The sequence below is a fragment of the Mesorhizobium sp. BAC0120 genome (assembly GCF_033542235.1).
In the GTDB taxonomy this organism is placed as follows: domain Bacteria; phylum Pseudomonadota; class Alphaproteobacteria; order Rhizobiales; family Rhizobiaceae; genus JAWRCU01.
In genome coordinates this window covers 91,613-107,651 of the sequence record NZ_JAWRCU010000018.1, presented here as the reverse complement: position 1 = coordinate 107,651, position 16,039 = coordinate 91,613, and the positions used below count along the sequence as shown (strand labels likewise).

Genomic DNA, 16,039 nt, shown 5'->3' with positions numbered 1-16,039 from the left:
ACGCGAGCGAGCTGCCATGCCAAGCGCGTATCAGCCGCACGCTCTTGGCGGGGCATCGTCAAGGCACAGTTCGGCCGATACCGAAGCATCGGGGCGAGCGATCAGCTAAGGGAGGCGGCAAACGCACACGGAGGGCAGCCGGTGAACAAGCCGAACATCGCTAGGGAACTGGGGCTGCTCCTGATATTGTCCATGCTGTGGGGCGCGTCCTATACCTTCATCAAGGTCGGCGTCGAAACCATCCCGCCCGTCACGCTGATTGCTGCGCGTACCTTCGTTGCCGGTGTGCTCCTGACGGCCATCATCTATTGGCGCGGACTTCGCCTGCCGAAGGACGCGATGACGTGGAGGCGGTTTTTGTTTCAGGCGTGCCTCAACAGCGTCATCCCGTTCACGCTGATCGCGTGGGCCGAGCAGGCGACCGATGCCGGCGTGGCAACCATCCTCAATGCCACGACCCCGATCTTCACCTTTCTGCTGACCGTTCTCGTCACCCGCCACGAACCGGTGACCGGACGCAAGCTGTTCGGCACGGCAGCCGGGCTGGGAGGAGCCTGTCTCATCGTCGGCCTGCAAGCGCTCCACGGCGTTGGGCGTGAGCTGGCGGCACAGCTCGCCATCGTTTCGGCCAGCATCTGCTATGCGGGCGCAGCGATCTTCGGCAAGGGCTTCAAAGGCCTCGATCCGATCATGCCGGCAGCGGGCTCGCTGATCAGCGGGGCGGCAATCCTGATCCCCGCCAGCATGATTGTCGATCATCCGTGGACGCTGGCCCCGTCCGCGGCATCCATTCTCGCCTTGCTCGCACTCGCGGTCGTCTCCACCGCGCTTGCCTTCGTCATCTATTTCCGGCTGGTGCAGACGCTCGGCTCGGTGGGGATTACGGCGCAGTCCTACCTGCGGGTTCCCATCGGCGTGGCAATCGGCGCCTTGTTCCTGGGCGAGAGCCTGACTTCGACTGCCTGGCTCGGCTTTGCCTGCGTCATCGCCGGCGTTGCGGCGATGACGATTCCGGGGCGCGGCCAAGTGATGGCTTGAGAGATAGGGCTGCCCCGGAGCATGCGTCTAGCGAATAGCAGAATGCTCACATCTAGCGTGGCCGCAAGGTGTGTCCGGACGGCTTGTTAGTCGGGAAGGGTGGCGCCCGTGAACCCCCCTCTGTCCTGCCGGACATCTCCCCCTAAAGGGGGAGATTGGCTGTCGTCGATGATTTCGCCAATCGCCTATCGTCTCAGAACGGGCGCCGTCCAAGCGGCTGTGCAATCCCCCCCTTGAGGGGGAGATGTCCGGCAGGACAGAGGGGGGGGCTGAAGGACACCGCGTTGGCCGTTCATTCAGCACAGCGCAGGACGGCGAGCCTACCCGCCCGCGACCCCCTTCAGCCGATAGAGCGCATCCAGCGCCTCGCGCGGCGTCATCTCGTCCGGGTTGAGCTCGGCGAGCGCCTTGGCGAGCTCGTCCGACTGCGTGGGCTTTGCCGGCTCACGACGCATCGCCGCGGAAAACAGCGGCAGGTCGTCCACCAGCCGGTCGGCCTTGCCTGACGTCTCGCTGGTTTCCAGCTGGTGCAGCACCTCCTTGGCGCGCTGTACCACCGCATCGGGCAATCCGGCGAGCCGAGCGACTTGCACGCCATAGGAGCGGTCCGCCGCTCCGCGTGCCACCTCGTGCAGGAAAACGACCTCGCCCTCCCATTCCTTCACCCGCATGGTGACGTTGTGAAGGCGCGGCAGCTTGCCGGCCAGCGCGGTCATCTCGTGGAAATGCGTGGCGAAGATCGCGCGGCAGCGGTTCTTTTCATGCAGATACTCCATCGCAGCCCAGGCGATGGAGAGCCCGTCGAAGGTGGCGGTGCCGCGCCCGATCTCATCCAGGATGACGAGCGCCCGCTCGCCGGCCTGGTTGAGAATCGCCGCGGTCTCCACCATCTCGACCATGAAGGTCGAGCGCCCGCGCGCAAGGTCGTCGGATGCGCCGACGCGCGAGAACAGCCGGTCGACCACGCCGATATGGGCGCTGGTCGCCGGCACGAAGGAGCCGGCCTGGGCGAGTATCGCGATCACCGCGTTTTGCCTGAGAAAGGTCGACTTGCCGCCCATGTTCGGGCCGGTGAGCAGCCAGATCGCGCCATTGCGCCCGTTTCCCTCCGGCGAGAGGTCGCAGTCATTGGCAACGAACGGCTCCGTGGCCAGCCTCCGATGCGCCTGCTCGACCACCGGATGGCGCCCCGCGACGATATGGAAATTGAGCGAATCATCGACCACGGGCCGCGCATAGTTCTCGGTGCGCGCCAGCACGGCGAGCGCGGCCGAAACGTCGAGTATCGCGAGCGCTTCCGCCGCCCTCCGGATCGCCTCGGCCTCGCCGACTGCCTCCGAGACCAGCCGGTCAAAACCCGCAAGCTCGATCGAAAGCGCCCGGTCGGCGGCGTTGGCGATCTTGGATTCCAGCTCCGCCAGTTCGGTCGTAGTGAAGCGCATCGCGTTCGCCATCGTTTGGCGATGGATGAAGCGCGCCTTCGCGGCATCGGAGCCGGTCATGATCGCCTGATGGTTGGCGGTCACCTCGATGTAATAGCCGAGCACGTTGTTGTGCCGGATCTTCAGCGAGCGGATGCCGGTCTCGTCGATGAGGTCGCGCTCCATGCCGGCGATCACCCGACGTGACTGGTCGCGTAGCGCCCGCATCTCGTCGAGCTCGGCGTTGTAGCCCTCGCGCACGAAGCCGCCGTCGCGCTTCAAGAGCGGCAGCTCCTCGGCAAGTGCCTGGCTGAGATGATCGTAGAGACCCGCAGGCAGCGCCTCCAGCCCGGCTCGGGCGGCCACAAGCTCCTGGGGCAGCAGCGCGCCGTCGAGCAGCGCCGCGATTCCCGCCGCCGCGCCGAGCCCGGATTTCAGCGCGCCGAGATCGCGCGGCCCGCCGCGGTTGAGCGCGAGCCGCGACAAGGCGCGGGCGATGTCGGGCGCGGCCTTCAATTTTTCGCGCAGCCGGTCTGCGAGATCCGGGTCGGCGGCGAAGAAGGCGACCGCATCGAGCCGCGCGTCGATGGCGCTCGGGTCGGTGAGCGGCGCCGTCAGTCGCTCCGCGAGCAGCCGCGCGCCGGCCCCGGTCACCGTCCGGTCGACGGCCCTGTAGAGAGAGCCCTCGCGGCTTCCCGACATCGAGCGCAGCAATTCCAGATTCGAGCGCGTCGCCGGATCGATGAAGAGCGTCGCGCCGTTCTCCTCGCGCTCCGGCCGAGCGAGCGGCGGCCGCTCCGCCTTCTGCGTCTTCTCGACATAGGCGATCGCGCCGGAGATCGCCGACAGCTCCGACCTCGAGAAGGCCCCGAAGCTGTCGGGCGTCGCGACATCATAGAAGCGGGCAATGCGTGCTGCTGCGGTCGCCGAATCGAACAGCGCTGCCGGCTGCGGGTTTGCCACGCGTCCGATGATGTCGAAGACGGGTTTGAGCGCCTCATCGCGGAACACCGGCTCGGCGACGATCAGCTCCTTCGGGTCGACGCGGAAGATGTCGGTCGCGAGCCGCTCCTCCGATGATTCGGCGACCCGAAACGTCCCGGTCGAGATGTCGATCCAGGCAAGAGCATAGGCATTTTCGCTGCCGCCCTTCACCCGCCCGAGCGCCATGAAGTAGCTCGCCTCGGATGGCGCGAGCAGCTTCTCCTCGGTGATGGTGCCGGGCGTGACGAGCCGTATCACGTCGCGCTTCACCACCGACTTCGAACCGCGCTTCTTCGCTTCCGCCGGGTCTTCCAGCTGCTCGCACACCGCGACGCGGAAGCCCTGCGCGATCAGCTTCTGCAGATAGTCGTCAGCCGCATGCACCGGCACGCCGCACATCGGTATGTCGTGGCCCTGGTGCTTGCCGCGCTTGGTGAGCGCGATGCCGAGCGCCTTCGACGCCAGCTCGGCATCGTCGAAGAACAGCTCGTAGAAATCGCCCATGCGATAGAAGAGCAGGCAGTCCGGGTTCGCCGCCTTGATCTCGATATATTGCTCCATCATCGGCGTCGCGCCGGCCGCGACAAGCGCAATTCCGCCGCCCCCTTGCGGGGAAGGGGTGTCCACCTCTCCGTTTCCCGAACGCATGTCCATGCTGCCGTGCCTGCTAGAGCTCGATCTGATCGGTCCGGCTCGCGTCACACCCCTCATCCGTCGCCTTCGGCGCCCCCTTCTCCCACGAGGTGAGCAGGGGACGCTGGCATCGACTTCGCTGCAAATCGCCAACGTCCGCGATTTGCAGAGCCGCATCTGCAGGCCTCTCCCTTCTCCCCTTGTGGGAGAAGGTGGCTCGGCGCGCAGCGCCGAGACGGATGAGGGGTTCCAGCTCGCTCGACCGCCGTGAGCTTTCCCCTTGGCGCTTTACTCGTCCGAAGTGTAGCCTTATTCCCGAACGCTCCACAAAATAAGCGATCAGGCCGGTCCAAGCGGCCTCACGTGGGAGGAACCGCCGTGAACATCGCCCAGAGACCGAACAAGCCGGAGAATTCCGGTCCGTCCGTCAGCGCCGAGGAGGCCCTGGAGTTCCATGCCATGGGCCGGCCGGGCAAGATCGAGGTCGTCGCCACCAAGCCCATGGCGACCCAGCGCGACCTGTCGCTTGCCTATTCGCCCGGCGTCGCCGTGCCCGTGAAGGCCATCGCCGAGGAGCCGGCCAAGGCATTCGACTACACGACTCGCGGCAATCTCGTGGCCGTCATTTCCAACGGCACCGCCATTCTCGGTCTGGGAAATCTCGGCGCGCTCGCCTCCAAGCCGGTGATGGAGGGCAAGGCGGTGCTCTTCAAGCGCTTCGCCGACGTCGATTCCATCGACCTCGAGGTCGACACCCAGAATATCGACGAGTTCGTCAACTGCGTGCGCTTCCTCGGCCCCTCTTTCGGCGGCATCAATCTGGAGGACATCAAGGCGCCCGACTGCTTCATCATCGAGCAGCGCCTGCGCGAGCTGATGGACATCCCTGTCTTCCATGACGACCAGCACGGCACGGCGATCATCGCCACGGCCGGCCTCATCAACGCGCTGCACCTCACCGGCCGCGATATGAAGAACACCCGGCTCGTCTGCAATGGGGCCGGGGCTGCTGGCATCGCCTGCATCGAGCTGGTGAAGGCCATGGGCTTTGCGCCCGAGAATATCATCCTGTGCGACACCAAGGGTGTCGTCTACCAGGGCCGTGAGGACGGCATGAACCAGTGGAAATCGGCGCATGCGGCAAAGACCGAGGCCCGTACGCTGGCCGAGGCGCTGCAGGGCGCCGACGTCTTCTTCGGGCTTTCCGCCAAGGGCGCGCTCACCCCTGACATGGTTGCTTCCATGGCGGAAAACCCGATCATCTTCGCCATGGCAAATCCCGACCCGGAGATCACTCCGGAGGAGGTCGCCCGCATCCGCACCGACGCCATCATGGCGACCGGCCGCTCGGACTACCCGAACCAGGTCAACAATGTGCTGGGCTTCCCCTATATCTTCCGCGGCGCGCTCGATGTGCGCGCCACCACCATCAACGACGCCATGAAAGTCGCCGCGGCCGAGGCGCTGGCGGCGCTCGCCCGCCAGGACGTGCCGGACGATGTCGCCGCAGCCTACCACGGCGTGCGCCCGAAATTCGGGCCGACCTACATCATCCCGGTGCCGTTCGATCCGCGCCTCATAACCGACATCCCGGTGGCGGTCGCCAAGGCGGCCATGGAGAGCGGTGTCGCCGGGCGGCCGATTGCCAATTTCGACGCCTACGCCAACGAGCTTTCTGCGCGCCGCGACCCGATCGCCTCCACGCTCCAGCGCATCTACGACCGCGTGCGCCGCCAGCCCAAGCGCGTCGTCTTCGCCGAAGGCGAGGAGGAGCAGGTGATGCGCGCCGCCATCTCCTTTGTGAACCAGAGGCTCGGCACGGCGATCCTGGTCGGCCGCGACGACGTGATCAAGGAGAACGCCCGCCTTGCCGGGCTCGACCTGGAGCGGCCGGGCATCCAGGTCATCAACGCGCGGCTGTCGCGCCGCAATGCCTTCTACACCGACTATCTTTACGAGCGCATGCAGCGGCATGGCTTCCTCTTCCGCGACGCGCAGCGCCTGATCAACAACGACCGCAACCATTTCGCCGCCTGCATGCTGGCGCTGGGCGATGCCGACGCGGTGGTCACCGGGGTCACCCGCAACTATTCCACCGCGCTCTCGGACCTCCGCCGCGTCATCGACGACCGTCCCGGCCATTGCGTCATCGGCGCCTCGATCGTGCTTGCCCGCGGTCGCACGGTGATCGTCTCCGACACCGCCGTTCATGAGATGCCGAGTGCCGAGCAGCTCGCAGATATCGCCGAGGAGACGGCCGGTTTCGCGCGCCGCATGGGCTACGAGCCGCGCCTTGCCATGCTCGCCTATTCGACCTTCGGCCATCCGCCCGGCGAACGCTCGACGCGCATCCAGGAGGCGGTCAAGATCCTGGAGAAGCGCCGCGTCGATTTCGAATACGACGGCGAGATGGCCGCCGACGTCGCGCTCGATTACGCGCTGATGAAGCGGCAGTACCCCTTCTGCCGCCTGTCAGGCCCGGCCAACGTGCTGGTCATGCCCGCCTTCCACTCCGCCTCGATCTCGACCAAGCTCCTGCAGGAGCTCGGCGGCTCGACGGTCATCGGCCCGCTGCTGGTCGGCTTGAACAAGCCGGTTCAGATCGTGAGCCTCAACGCGAAAGACAGCGACATCGTGAACATGGCGGCGATCGCGGCGTATAGCGCGGGGGTGTGACGCCCGCGATTGGCCAATCTCCCCCCTTGAGGGGGAGATGTCCGGCAGGACAGAGGGGGGCGCTGTCCCGCCGGCGTATTTGTACTGCCCGTGGCTGCGCTGATTCATGTAGTCGAGCTTTTGCTCGACGCTGACATAAAATACATACCGCTACTCTATATTGCCCCGAAGCGCTTCAATAGCTCCAGTTGCTTCTGTAACTTCTCGATATCCATGCTGGAATCGAGTGTTACATTAACATTGAAGTTCGCCCGTGGTGCCGGCTGCGCCGAGTTTCCGGGCGGTACCGGGAAGCCGTTCTTGTCTTCCTCGCCGATGTCACTGGCCGCTGCCTCAGTATCGGACCCCGCATCGATTCTGGTCGCGGGCGAATTCACTGTCGAATTGTTTGATAAGGACTGGTTGTTTTCGTCGGTTACGACCGAAATCGCGGCTGTTTCCGACATGTCGGCCGACGCGAGGTGCGTTATGCGATCACCGTCCACAGACACCAAACCTGCTGTTGCCAAACTAGCGACATACAATTCCACGCAGGTGTCTGTCTCATCTGGGTGGACTTTAAGATCAGCGGCGCGCTGCTTCAACTTGGCCCTTGTGACAGTATCGCTTTGAAAGGTATCAAACAGTCTTTTGAATACAGTCGGCTTCAGCACGGCCTGCCCGTACAGGTGAGGCAGTTCTTCTGGCGGAGCGGCCACAATCTTCTTAGCCAACTCATCGGCAGTGTAGCCTGACTTCGCGTCGCCATCTAAGAAGCCATACTGTTTCAGAGCCGAGATGCGGACATCCCCGATACCAGCCTTGGCTCCCACCACGCCGGAATAGATCACGTCGCGTGGCTGTCGGCTCGTATGTGTTTTGCTGACCAGCCGTCGTGCATATCCTACCGCATCTTGAAGTGCTATCCGTGGAAAGATTGTACCTCCCTTCCGCCCCCCTTTCGGCATCTGCCGTGTCTTCTTTTCCTCAGCACTCATACATCCCCCCTCAATGCTGTGAGAAGCTCATCCAATCCAGCTTTATAAGAGTTGGAGAAGTCTGCATATTTCTTATCGGCGATGATCTGCGGCATAGGCGTAGTGTCAAGTTTCAAGGGCAAGATATGAACTTTTCTTCGTTGTACCTCATTTACCAGCGCATTGTTCAATTCCTTTTGAACCCACGATGAGTTCACGGAATACTCACTCGTCGCAATCAGGAAAAAGTCAGAACCAGCCAACCCCTGCGCGATCTTTTCCGGGATGGAGTCTCCGACGCGGATGCGTTGCTCGTCTAGCCACACGTCAACGCCATTTGCGGTTAGGTCGGCAGCCAGTTGTCGGATGAATGGCTTGTCCATGGAACTATGTGACAAGAACGCAATGCGTCGGTTCCTGTCTTCCTTGTGACGCTGCTCCTTTTTAGTCTCGGCCGCGTCTACAAGATCCTCTGCGATCAGACTTGGTTGCAACGCACCAAGAGACTGAGCCCACTCAACCAACGGGTTAAGATCAGCGGGAATAAACGGTGTGATACCTGCAATCGTTGCCGCTTTGCGAACGGCAATGTCTAGCTTGTCACCTAGTCTGAGGAACTGCCGAACTCCTGTCAGGAGCGGAAGCCGAACAAGCGCTTCTTTAACTACGGCTTCTTTCTGCTCCTGCGATCCCTTGTAAGGGTACGGAAGAGCCAATGCGTAACCAGACTCAGTGCTCTCGATCAGCCCAAGCCTTTCGACAAGTCCAATCTGACATGCATTCTTCAGGAGCTTGCCTGCCGTTCGTGGGTCTATTCCAGCAAATTGAGCGACCTGTCCGTTTGAAGGCGCGTCCAACCAAGCGACCGCATCTAACACAACAAACAGGGAGTCTAACTTAGCGGCCTCAAATCGCTGCGGACTTTTTGTTGCTAGCGGGGTTTTGTTGGATGCTCTCCTCTCGCTACCCTTCTTGGACGATGTCTTAGTTACCATGGCCCCTCTTCACTCTGCAGATGTTCTTGGCGCGAGAATCAGCAGGTAGTCCCCCATTCATATCGTATAGGTAACTGTAATCGAGTCGCAATCTCAGGTGGCCCATTAACTGTGCTTGATCTACGCAAGGCACAGTTTCTAATATGAGAGCGGTCTAATACAGCTAGGTAGCGACCCTCTATTTACAGGCAATTGGACCTCCAAGGCTTGCGTTTGGAGACGGTGCACTGTTGAATAATCTCTGACGATTCCGCAGCTGCAGCTGCAGCCTACGCGTCGGCGGGCGTTCTGGCGATAACGGAGCCTCAGGTTCGAGTGCCAGAACCGGAGAAGGGCGCAGAAAGGAAGAGACTTCCTTTCAGCTGATTGGCAACTCAAGCCCACGTGCGGAGCCAATCGTAGGCGCTTCCGACACTGATCTCGAGCTATGCCGACCAAGTCAACTACTATTGGAAACACGTGCGGTGGCTCGACGTCATTTACGACAAGGAGAGCATTCGCCAGACGCGGCGACCGCTTCCCAGGACTTTAACGTCCATAGAATTGGCCGTTGGCGCTGCCCCTTGTCGCCCTGCCGTGCACCTCCCCGTAAACGGGGAGAAGATAGCCGGCCGCCACGACGGCGCTCATTCTGCAACGACGATTGGCGAAACCAGAGCGACAGTCGTGCCTCCCCGTTTCGAGCCTGTCGAGGAAACGGGAGAGGATGCCGTCCTTCGGCAACTCGGCAGCCAGGTGAGGGCGGCGCCGACGATCAACGTTTACGGGCGCTGTTATGACCTGAAAACCGTCACCCCCTCACGAATACCACTTCCCCAACACCACCTTCGTATCCTTCGTCTTTGCAGCCACCTTGTCGGCAAATGCCTTCGGATCCTGTCCCTGGTAATGATAGGGATAGACGAAGGCCGGCTTGAACGCCTCCACGGCCGAGGCCGCCTGGTCGATATCCATCGTGTAGGGCAGGTTCATCGGCACGAAGGCGATATAGATGTCCTTCTGCGCGCGCATTTCGGGCGTGTCCTCGGTGTCGCCGGCGATGTAGACGCGGCGGCCGTCTATTGCGAGCACATAGCCGTTGTCGCGGCCCTTCGGGTGGTATTTCTTGCGATCCTCAGTGGTGTTGTAGGCCGGGACGGCGTCGATCGAGACCGGGCCGACTTCCGTCTTCTGGCCGTTGCCGATGGCGGTCGCCTTGGCCTTGAGATCGGCCGGCAGCTTTTCCATCACCGACGGGTTCACTACCAGCCTGGTGTCGGCGCCGACGATGGCGGTTAGCGTCTCCGGCTCGAAATGATCCGGGTGTTCGTGCGTGATCAGCACCAGGCCGGGAGCAGGCTGCCCCTCGAAAAGCGCCTTGCCGCCGACCGGGTCGTTCCAGATCACCAGGCCGGGTGTGCTCATCACGAAGCTCGCATGCTGGACCGGGCTGATGACGATTTCGCCGCTATCCGTCTTGTAGCGGTCGCCCTTGCCCTCAGCGCGGGCTGTGAACGGCATGACGCTGGTGGCGGAGAGGCCCGCCAGGCCGGCGAGACCGAGCTGCAGCGTGTCGCGTCGTGTGAATTGCATGCAAAGACCTCCCTCTCGTGAATGGCGCACAAGTGAGCGTGCACTGAGCAGACTATTTCAGAGCCGCCGTCGCGCAAGCGGCTCGCGATACGTGTGCCGAATGTGAACGATCGTCGTTCGACTTTCATCCCGTCCGCGCTCGGGAAGTTGCGCCGCGCGGCAAATTGATTTGCCTTTGATCCGCGGCGGTGTCGATTTTTCGGTCCCATCGAAAAAGGGATCTCCTGCCATGCTCCCTACCCGGCGTCATTTGCTTCAGGCCGCGGCAGCGGCCTTGCTCCCGCCCGGCGTACCGCTCGCGGCGGCCGACGAGCCCAAGCTGATCCGCGAGGACTACGCGCTGGCCCGCCAGCGTTTCCGCACGCATCTCGTCAAGATGGGGCCAGCACCCGATGAGCCGCAGCCGCTGTCGGCACCGCCGGGCGCCCGGCGGCTCGACTACCGGTCGGGTGAGCTTACTCTGACTGCCTGGATCTCGGAAAATGCCGAGCCTGCCCCTTCTACCGGCTCCCGTCCGACAGCCTCACGGCCGGCCGTGCTGTTCCTGCATGGCGGCAACGCGCTCTGGCAGGGCCACTGGGATCTGGCTCGGCCCTATGTCGAGGCGGGCTATGTCGCAATGATGCCGGCCGTCAGAGCCGAAAACGGGCTTCCCGGCTATTTCTCGGGCTTCTATGACGAGACGTCGGACGTGCTCGCCGCGGCCGAGCTGCTGCGCGCTCAGCCCGGCGTCGACCGGGAGCGGCTGTTCCTCGCCGGTCACAGCGTCGGCGGAACACTGACGCTGCTTGCTGCAATGAGCACACCCATTTTCCGCGCCGCGGCCGCCTTCTCCGCAAGTCCCGATGCACGCGCCTTCTTCCGGCGTTTCCCGGAGGATATCCGCTTCGATACCGCCGAGCCGCAAGAGTTCGACATGCGCTCGCCGCTGTCGTTCGCCACCAGCTTCAAATGCCCGGTGCTGATGCTGCACGGCAGCGAAGAGAAAAAGACGGATGCGGCGCTGCGCCTGATCGCCGACCGGGCCGAGGCCGCCGGCCTCAAGGCGAAGCGCGGCATCATCGAGGGCAGCCACAGCTCCGCCATTCCCGGCGAAACCGCCGAAAGCCTCCGCTTCTTCGCCAGCGTGTGAGCTGCAGGCGCACCGACCGAAAGTAGAAGCTCCCGGGCAGCAGCTCTCAGGAACAATTCTGTTTGCTGACGGTTCGATCGGCATATCTCCCGGTCATGCTCCACACCCTACCTGCCGGGAAGAAAGGGGCCCGCCGTCCTCCTCCGACGGCGGGCCTGGAACCGTTCACCTTCCTCAACGTTAACCCGCTATGGCTGGGTCGGGTCCGAAATCTCGTCAATATGAGCTTCGCGAGCAGCTAAGGCGGGCAAAGCGCGACCTGGAAAACTGGCAGGCCGCCTACGACAATTGCTGCGAACCCGCGGACCCCTGCAAGTTCATTGCAGAGATCAGGGACGCGGAAAAGCGGCTTGCCGCCGCCCGCAAGGCGCTCGGCGAGATCGCTCCGCCCGAACCCACAGTGCCGGCCGTCAAGTACCGGATCCGCTCCCGAACCGCACTCAACTATCGCTGGTTGAAACCGCAAGGTGGGTGATGGAAGCCTCAACGTCCAATGACCCCCTCTCCCCGTTTACGGGGAGAGGGTAAGGGTGAGGGGCAGCGCTGCCGTCGAAGAGTATGATGCAGCACCTGCGCTATTCGAAAGCCAGGATACGACCGCCCGTCTCTCACCATGTCACCGTTCCTGTCAGAATTCCGGTGCTCGCCGCGTATCAGCTGCAGGCGCTGGCTTGGAGTGTCCCGATAGACGCTTGCGCCGCCCCTCACCCTTACCCACTCCCCGTAAACGGGGAGAGGGGGCGTCAAGCGCTTGAGCCCTTCACCAGCCGCTTCGGTGCCTGCATCAGCCAGGCGCGGCGGAGCCGCAGCGCCAGCTCCTCGAGCGGCACTGCGTGAACTCGCACCAGCATCGAGGGCCAGCCCTTGTAATGGTCCGTCTCGAAGTAGAATTGCGGAGCCGCCTCCATCAGCACCTCCTTCTCCTCCAGCGGACACATGACGACCACGGTGTCCGGATCCCTCACCCGGCAAAGGAATTTCTTTCTCACCTTCAGAGCCGGCGTGCCGTAGGAAGTGCCTTCCTCGATTTCGGGCAGGCCTTCGGCCGCTGCCTTCAGTTTCGCAAAAGCGGAGGACAGATCGTCGGACATCGCTGTCCCCTGCGGTGCCACGCCAAGCGATCCAGTTGGCTGCAAAAATGCCCTAGGCGGCGAAGCGCTCGGCTTCGTTGTTGAGATAGGTGAGGTATCGCGAGACGATCGCCGTGACCGGCAGGACGATGAAGACGTCGGTCGTGCCGAAATCATGGTCGATCACGCAGCCCTCGCCGATCTTGGCGCCGACGCGCAGATAGCCCTTGATCAGCGGCGGCATGCTGGCGAAGGCCGAACGCATCGAGACGGCTTCGGCCGGCATCAGGTCCATCGCGCAGTAGCGGTCCTCGACCGCGCGCACATCCCATGGCGGAAGCGCCCGGCAATGATGCGCGAGATAGGAGAGCGCCTCGGCATGCCGCGCCGGCACCGTGCCGTGGAAGGAGGCGCAACCCGTCATCACGCCGATCTCGTAATGATTGACGTAAGCCCAGATGCCCTGCCAGAGCACTTCGATCGTCCGCTTCGAGCGGTATTCGGGGAGCACGCAGGAGCGGCCGAGTTCGAGGAAGCGAACGCCCGGATGGCGCGCCACCAGAGCGTCCAGCTCGAACTCGTCCGTCGAGTAGAAGCCGCCGGCCACCGCCGCCCGCTCCTGGCGCAGCAGCCGGTACGTGCCCACGATCTTACTGGTGTCGGGGCCGGGCAGCGAAGTGTCGAAGACGAGCAGGTGGTCGCAGACATCATCGAATCGGTCGGCGTCGCGCTGCTCGATGGCATGGACGAGCTGGCGCCTGGCGCCGAGCTCTTCATAGAAGACGCGGAATCGCACCTCCTGCGCGGCTGCTATCTCGGCAGCATCCCGCGCCAGGCGGACTTCGAGGGGACCTATCCTGCCGAGCGCGCCCCCCGTAACGATCCCCGCGCTCTTGCGGCTCAGCAGTGGCATTGCGTTGGCGGCTGGACGAATGTCTCGCTCCGTCAGTGCTGATTGCACGAGTGATTCTCCTTCGAGCCATCCCTCAATGTGGGGGATAAGCAGGCAGTGCAACAGGACTGTGACAGTAACGTGAACTGCACCAGCGGGCAATAGAGGGACGGCCGGCAGTGGATAGCCGGCTAGCCTCTCGCCTGCCGCGTCTTCCGCCCGGTTTACTCCCGCCTGTGCACCCCCGGCCTGCCTTTGCGTCAGGCGGCCGCCTGGCTCTCGACCGCGCGGATCAGCGCGTCCGGGTCGAGCGGTTTGGTAACGAAGCCGCTAGCGCCATGGGCAAGCACGTAGTGTCGGGTCGTCTCCTGGCTGTCGGCCGAAAGCACCATGATCGGCACCGGCGCGATGCCGCAGTCTTCCTCGTGGCGGCGTATGATTCCGATCGCGTCGAGACCGTCCATGACCGGCATGTGAAGGTCCATCAGCACCACGTCATAGTGGCGGTTGCCCGGCTCGGTGACCGCGTCGACCGCCGCTCTGCCGTTGCCGACAACGTCGACCCGGTGCCCGGCCTTGGTCAAGGTTGCCCGCGCGAGCATGGCGTTGATGTCGTTGTCTTCGGCGATCAGGATAGACAGGCCCGGGCTGTGGCGGTTGCGTGCAAGGCCCATCCTCGGCGGCGCCTTGCCCGCCTCGCTCGCAGGCGCGGGTTTTATCCGCTCGCTGGTAAGGGTCCGAAGCAGCGTGTCGCCGCGTACCGGCCGCGCCAGGAAGGCCGAATAACCGGCAGCGCGGAACTCACCCAGCATGCCGCGGTCGGTCGGCGCAATCAGCGTGACTGCGTCCGCCCCTGCGAAACCGGCCTCGCGCAGCCGCCTGAGCAGCCGGCCCTCGGTCGCCTCCAGAGCCGCATCGACCAGCAGCGTCTGGCATCGCGCGCCATGGGCGGCGGCCTGCGGCACGGTCGTCACGATCTCGGCCCAGCCGCCGCAGGCCCTGACCGTGCGAGCGATCGCCTCGGCTTCGACCATGTTCTTCGAGAAGATGACGACCCCTTTGCCGGCAAGCACCGAGGCGTTGTCCTCCGCCTGTTTGACGCTGTTGGCCGGGATCTCGAAATGGAATGTCGAACCGAGGCCGGGCTCGCTCTTCGCGCCGATGGCGCCGCCCATCGAGGTGACGATCCGCCTGGAGATGGCAAGGCCGAGTCCGGCCCCGCCATGCTCGCGTGTCGACGTGCCGTCGGCCTGCTCGAACTCCTCGAAGATGCGGCCGAGGTCGCGTTCCTCGATGCCGGGGCCGGTATCGGTGACGCTGAAGCGTATCGTGCGCTCAGTCTCCGTGCCGCAATTGGCGACTTCCACCAGCACGCCCCCGCAGTCGGTGAACTTGATGGCGTTGCCGATCAGGTTGAGCAGCACCTGCCGCAGCCGGCCGGGATCGGCCGTGACGATCAGCGGCACGTCTGGCGCGACATGGCAGCCGATACCGATTCCCTTGCCGTAGGCACGGGCGGCAAGCAGCTCGACAATGTTGTCGGCAAGCTCGCGGATCGACACCGGCTGCGGCTCCAGCTCGAAGCGGCCCGCCTCGATCTTCGAATAATCGAGCAGGTCTTCGATCAGCGCAAGAAGCGCGCTCGCCGAGGTGGAGATCGCGCCGACATAGGTGCGCTGCTCCGGCGACAGGCTGGTGTCGGCGAGCAGCTTGGCCATGCCCATGATGCCGTTCATCGGCGTGCGGATTTCATGGCTCACCGTCGCCAGGAAGCGCGACTTCGCCTGGCTGGCGAATTCGGCGCGCTCGCGCGCATTGATCAGCGCCATCTCGGCCCGCTTGCGGGCGGTGATGTCGCGGGCAATCGCCCTATGCGAGACTGCGTCGCTCGCCTTGTCGCGAACGGAGAGCTCTATCCAGGAAAACCAGCGCTGGCCCTTGGGCGTCTGGATCGCAACGTCGGTCGAGCTCAGGCATTCGCTCTCGGCAAAGGCCGCGTCTGGTACGATGCCGACATCGATGCGGAGCTCGGCCAAGGTGCGTCCCCTGAGTGCTTCGGGCGTCATGCCGACAAGCTCGCCGAAAACCGGGTTGGTGTAGGCGATGCGGCCCTCGCGGTCGCGATGGACCACGAGATCGCCGAGCGCGTCGATCAGGCCGCGGAAGCGCTCCTCGCTTTCCTGCAGCTCCCACATACGATCGGATAGCGTCTCATACTCCTGGCGGCCGCGTTCGACCGTGCGGCCCATCTCGGCTGCAAGCCGGTCTTCGGCGCGTAGCGCGAAGGCGAAGACCAGCAGGGTGCCGACGCCGATCAGGAAGATTGCCGCCGTTATGAAGGCCGGTGCGCCGAGCAGGCCGCTGAGGCCCGCCGTGACCAGGATGGCGACGATCAGCAGAAGGTGAAGCCCGCGCGGGTTGACGCGCTCGAGCGTCGGCACCAGCGGCGGCGGTGCAAGGCTCTGCCGTACGTGCCCGCGCTGGCTGACCGAAACCGACCCTTCGGCTCCGATTCCTACAATGTGGCCGGATTGCGCCGTCATGCCCTATGGCATTGACATGGAAGGATTAGAGAATGTTTGGACCGACCGATCGAATTTTAGCGAAACAGCGAATAGCGAATAGCGAGTAGCGGCGGAGCACCGAAGGAGCCCTATTCGCTATTCGCTA

11 protein-coding genes are annotated in these 16,039 nt (G+C 63.8%); 4 read left to right on the top strand and 7 right to left on the bottom strand.

Annotated features, from left to right (window positions below; genetic code table 11):
- Positions 1 to 141: 141 nt before the first annotated feature.
- On the top strand, positions 142 to 1,038 hold the full coding sequence (locus SAZ10_RS28320; RefSeq protein WP_318612794.1) for a DMT family transporter: 897 nt from the start codon (positions 142 to 144) through the stop codon (positions 1,036 to 1,038).
- Positions 1,039 to 1,358: 320 nt separating this feature from the next.
- Here the strand turns inward: SAZ10_RS28320 and mutS are convergent, their stop codons facing one another.
- Positions 1,359 to 4,097 carry a DNA mismatch repair protein MutS gene (gene mutS / locus SAZ10_RS28315; RefSeq protein WP_412535312.1) on the bottom strand — a complete coding sequence of 913 codons (2,739 nt, stop codon included), beginning with the start codon at positions 4,095 to 4,097 and terminating at the stop codon, positions 1,359 to 1,361.
- A 357-nt stretch (positions 4,098 to 4,454) separates the two neighbouring features.
- On the opposite strand from mutS, the gene SAZ10_RS28310 reads away from it, so the two are divergent.
- Positions 4,455 to 6,752: an NADP-dependent malic enzyme gene (locus tag SAZ10_RS28310; RefSeq protein ID WP_318612793.1), complete on the top strand. Its 2,298-nt coding sequence runs from the start codon at positions 4,455 to 4,457 to the stop codon at positions 6,750 to 6,752.
- Between the two features lie 155 nt (positions 6,753 to 6,907).
- Here the strand turns inward: SAZ10_RS28310 and SAZ10_RS28305 are convergent, their stop codons facing one another.
- From SAZ10_RS28305 to SAZ10_RS28295, 3 genes are all read right to left on the bottom strand, one after another.
- On the bottom strand, positions 6,908 to 7,729 hold the full coding sequence (locus SAZ10_RS28305) for a hypothetical protein (RefSeq protein WP_318612792.1): 822 nt from the start codon (positions 7,727 to 7,729) through the stop codon (positions 6,908 to 6,910).
- A complete protein-coding gene (locus SAZ10_RS28300) occupies positions 7,726 to 8,703 on the bottom strand; it encodes a toll/interleukin-1 receptor domain-containing protein (RefSeq protein WP_318612791.1) in 978 nt (325 codons plus the stop codon). The genes SAZ10_RS28305 and SAZ10_RS28300 overlap by 4 nt, the downstream gene beginning before the upstream one ends.
- Before the next feature lie 798 nt (positions 8,704 to 9,501).
- The gene (locus SAZ10_RS28295) at positions 9,502 to 10,275 is read right to left on the bottom strand and encodes an MBL fold metallo-hydrolase (RefSeq protein ID WP_318612790.1); all 774 of its coding nucleotides are present in this window, start codon (positions 10,273 to 10,275) and stop codon (positions 9,502 to 9,504) included.
- A gap of 229 nt (positions 10,276 to 10,504) precedes the next feature.
- Between SAZ10_RS28295 and SAZ10_RS28290 the strand changes: the two genes are divergently transcribed.
- The gene (locus tag SAZ10_RS28290; protein WP_318612789.1) at positions 10,505 to 11,407 is read left to right on the top strand and encodes an alpha/beta hydrolase family protein; all 903 of its coding nucleotides are present in this window, start codon (positions 10,505 to 10,507) and stop codon (positions 11,405 to 11,407) included.
- Positions 11,408 to 11,597: 190 nt separating this feature from the next.
- On the top strand, positions 11,598 to 11,882 hold the full coding sequence (locus SAZ10_RS28285; RefSeq protein WP_318612788.1) for a hypothetical protein: 285 nt from the start codon (positions 11,598 to 11,600) through the stop codon (positions 11,880 to 11,882).
- Positions 11,883 to 12,150: 268 nt separating this feature from the next.
- Here the strand turns inward: SAZ10_RS28285 and SAZ10_RS28280 are convergent, their stop codons facing one another.
- The 3 genes from SAZ10_RS28280 to SAZ10_RS28270 all read right to left on the bottom strand — a co-directional run bounded on the left by SAZ10_RS28280 (position 12,151) and on the right by SAZ10_RS28270 (position 15,912).
- Positions 12,151 to 12,498, bottom strand: a complete 348-nt coding sequence (locus SAZ10_RS28280; protein WP_318612787.1) for an MmcQ/YjbR family DNA-binding protein — start codon at positions 12,496 to 12,498, stop codon at positions 12,151 to 12,153.
- A gap of 52 nt (positions 12,499 to 12,550) precedes the next feature.
- Positions 12,551 to 13,390 carry a GNAT family N-acetyltransferase gene (locus tag SAZ10_RS28275; RefSeq protein WP_318612807.1) on the bottom strand — a complete coding sequence of 280 codons (840 nt, stop codon included), beginning with the start codon at positions 13,388 to 13,390 and terminating at the stop codon, positions 12,551 to 12,553.
- Positions 13,391 to 13,629: 239 nt separating this feature from the next.
- Positions 13,630 to 15,912 carry a PAS domain-containing hybrid sensor histidine kinase/response regulator gene (locus tag SAZ10_RS28270; RefSeq protein ID WP_318612786.1) on the bottom strand — a complete coding sequence of 761 codons (2,283 nt, stop codon included), beginning with the start codon at positions 15,910 to 15,912 and terminating at the stop codon, positions 13,630 to 13,632.
- Positions 15,913 to 16,039: the final 127 nt, after the last annotated feature.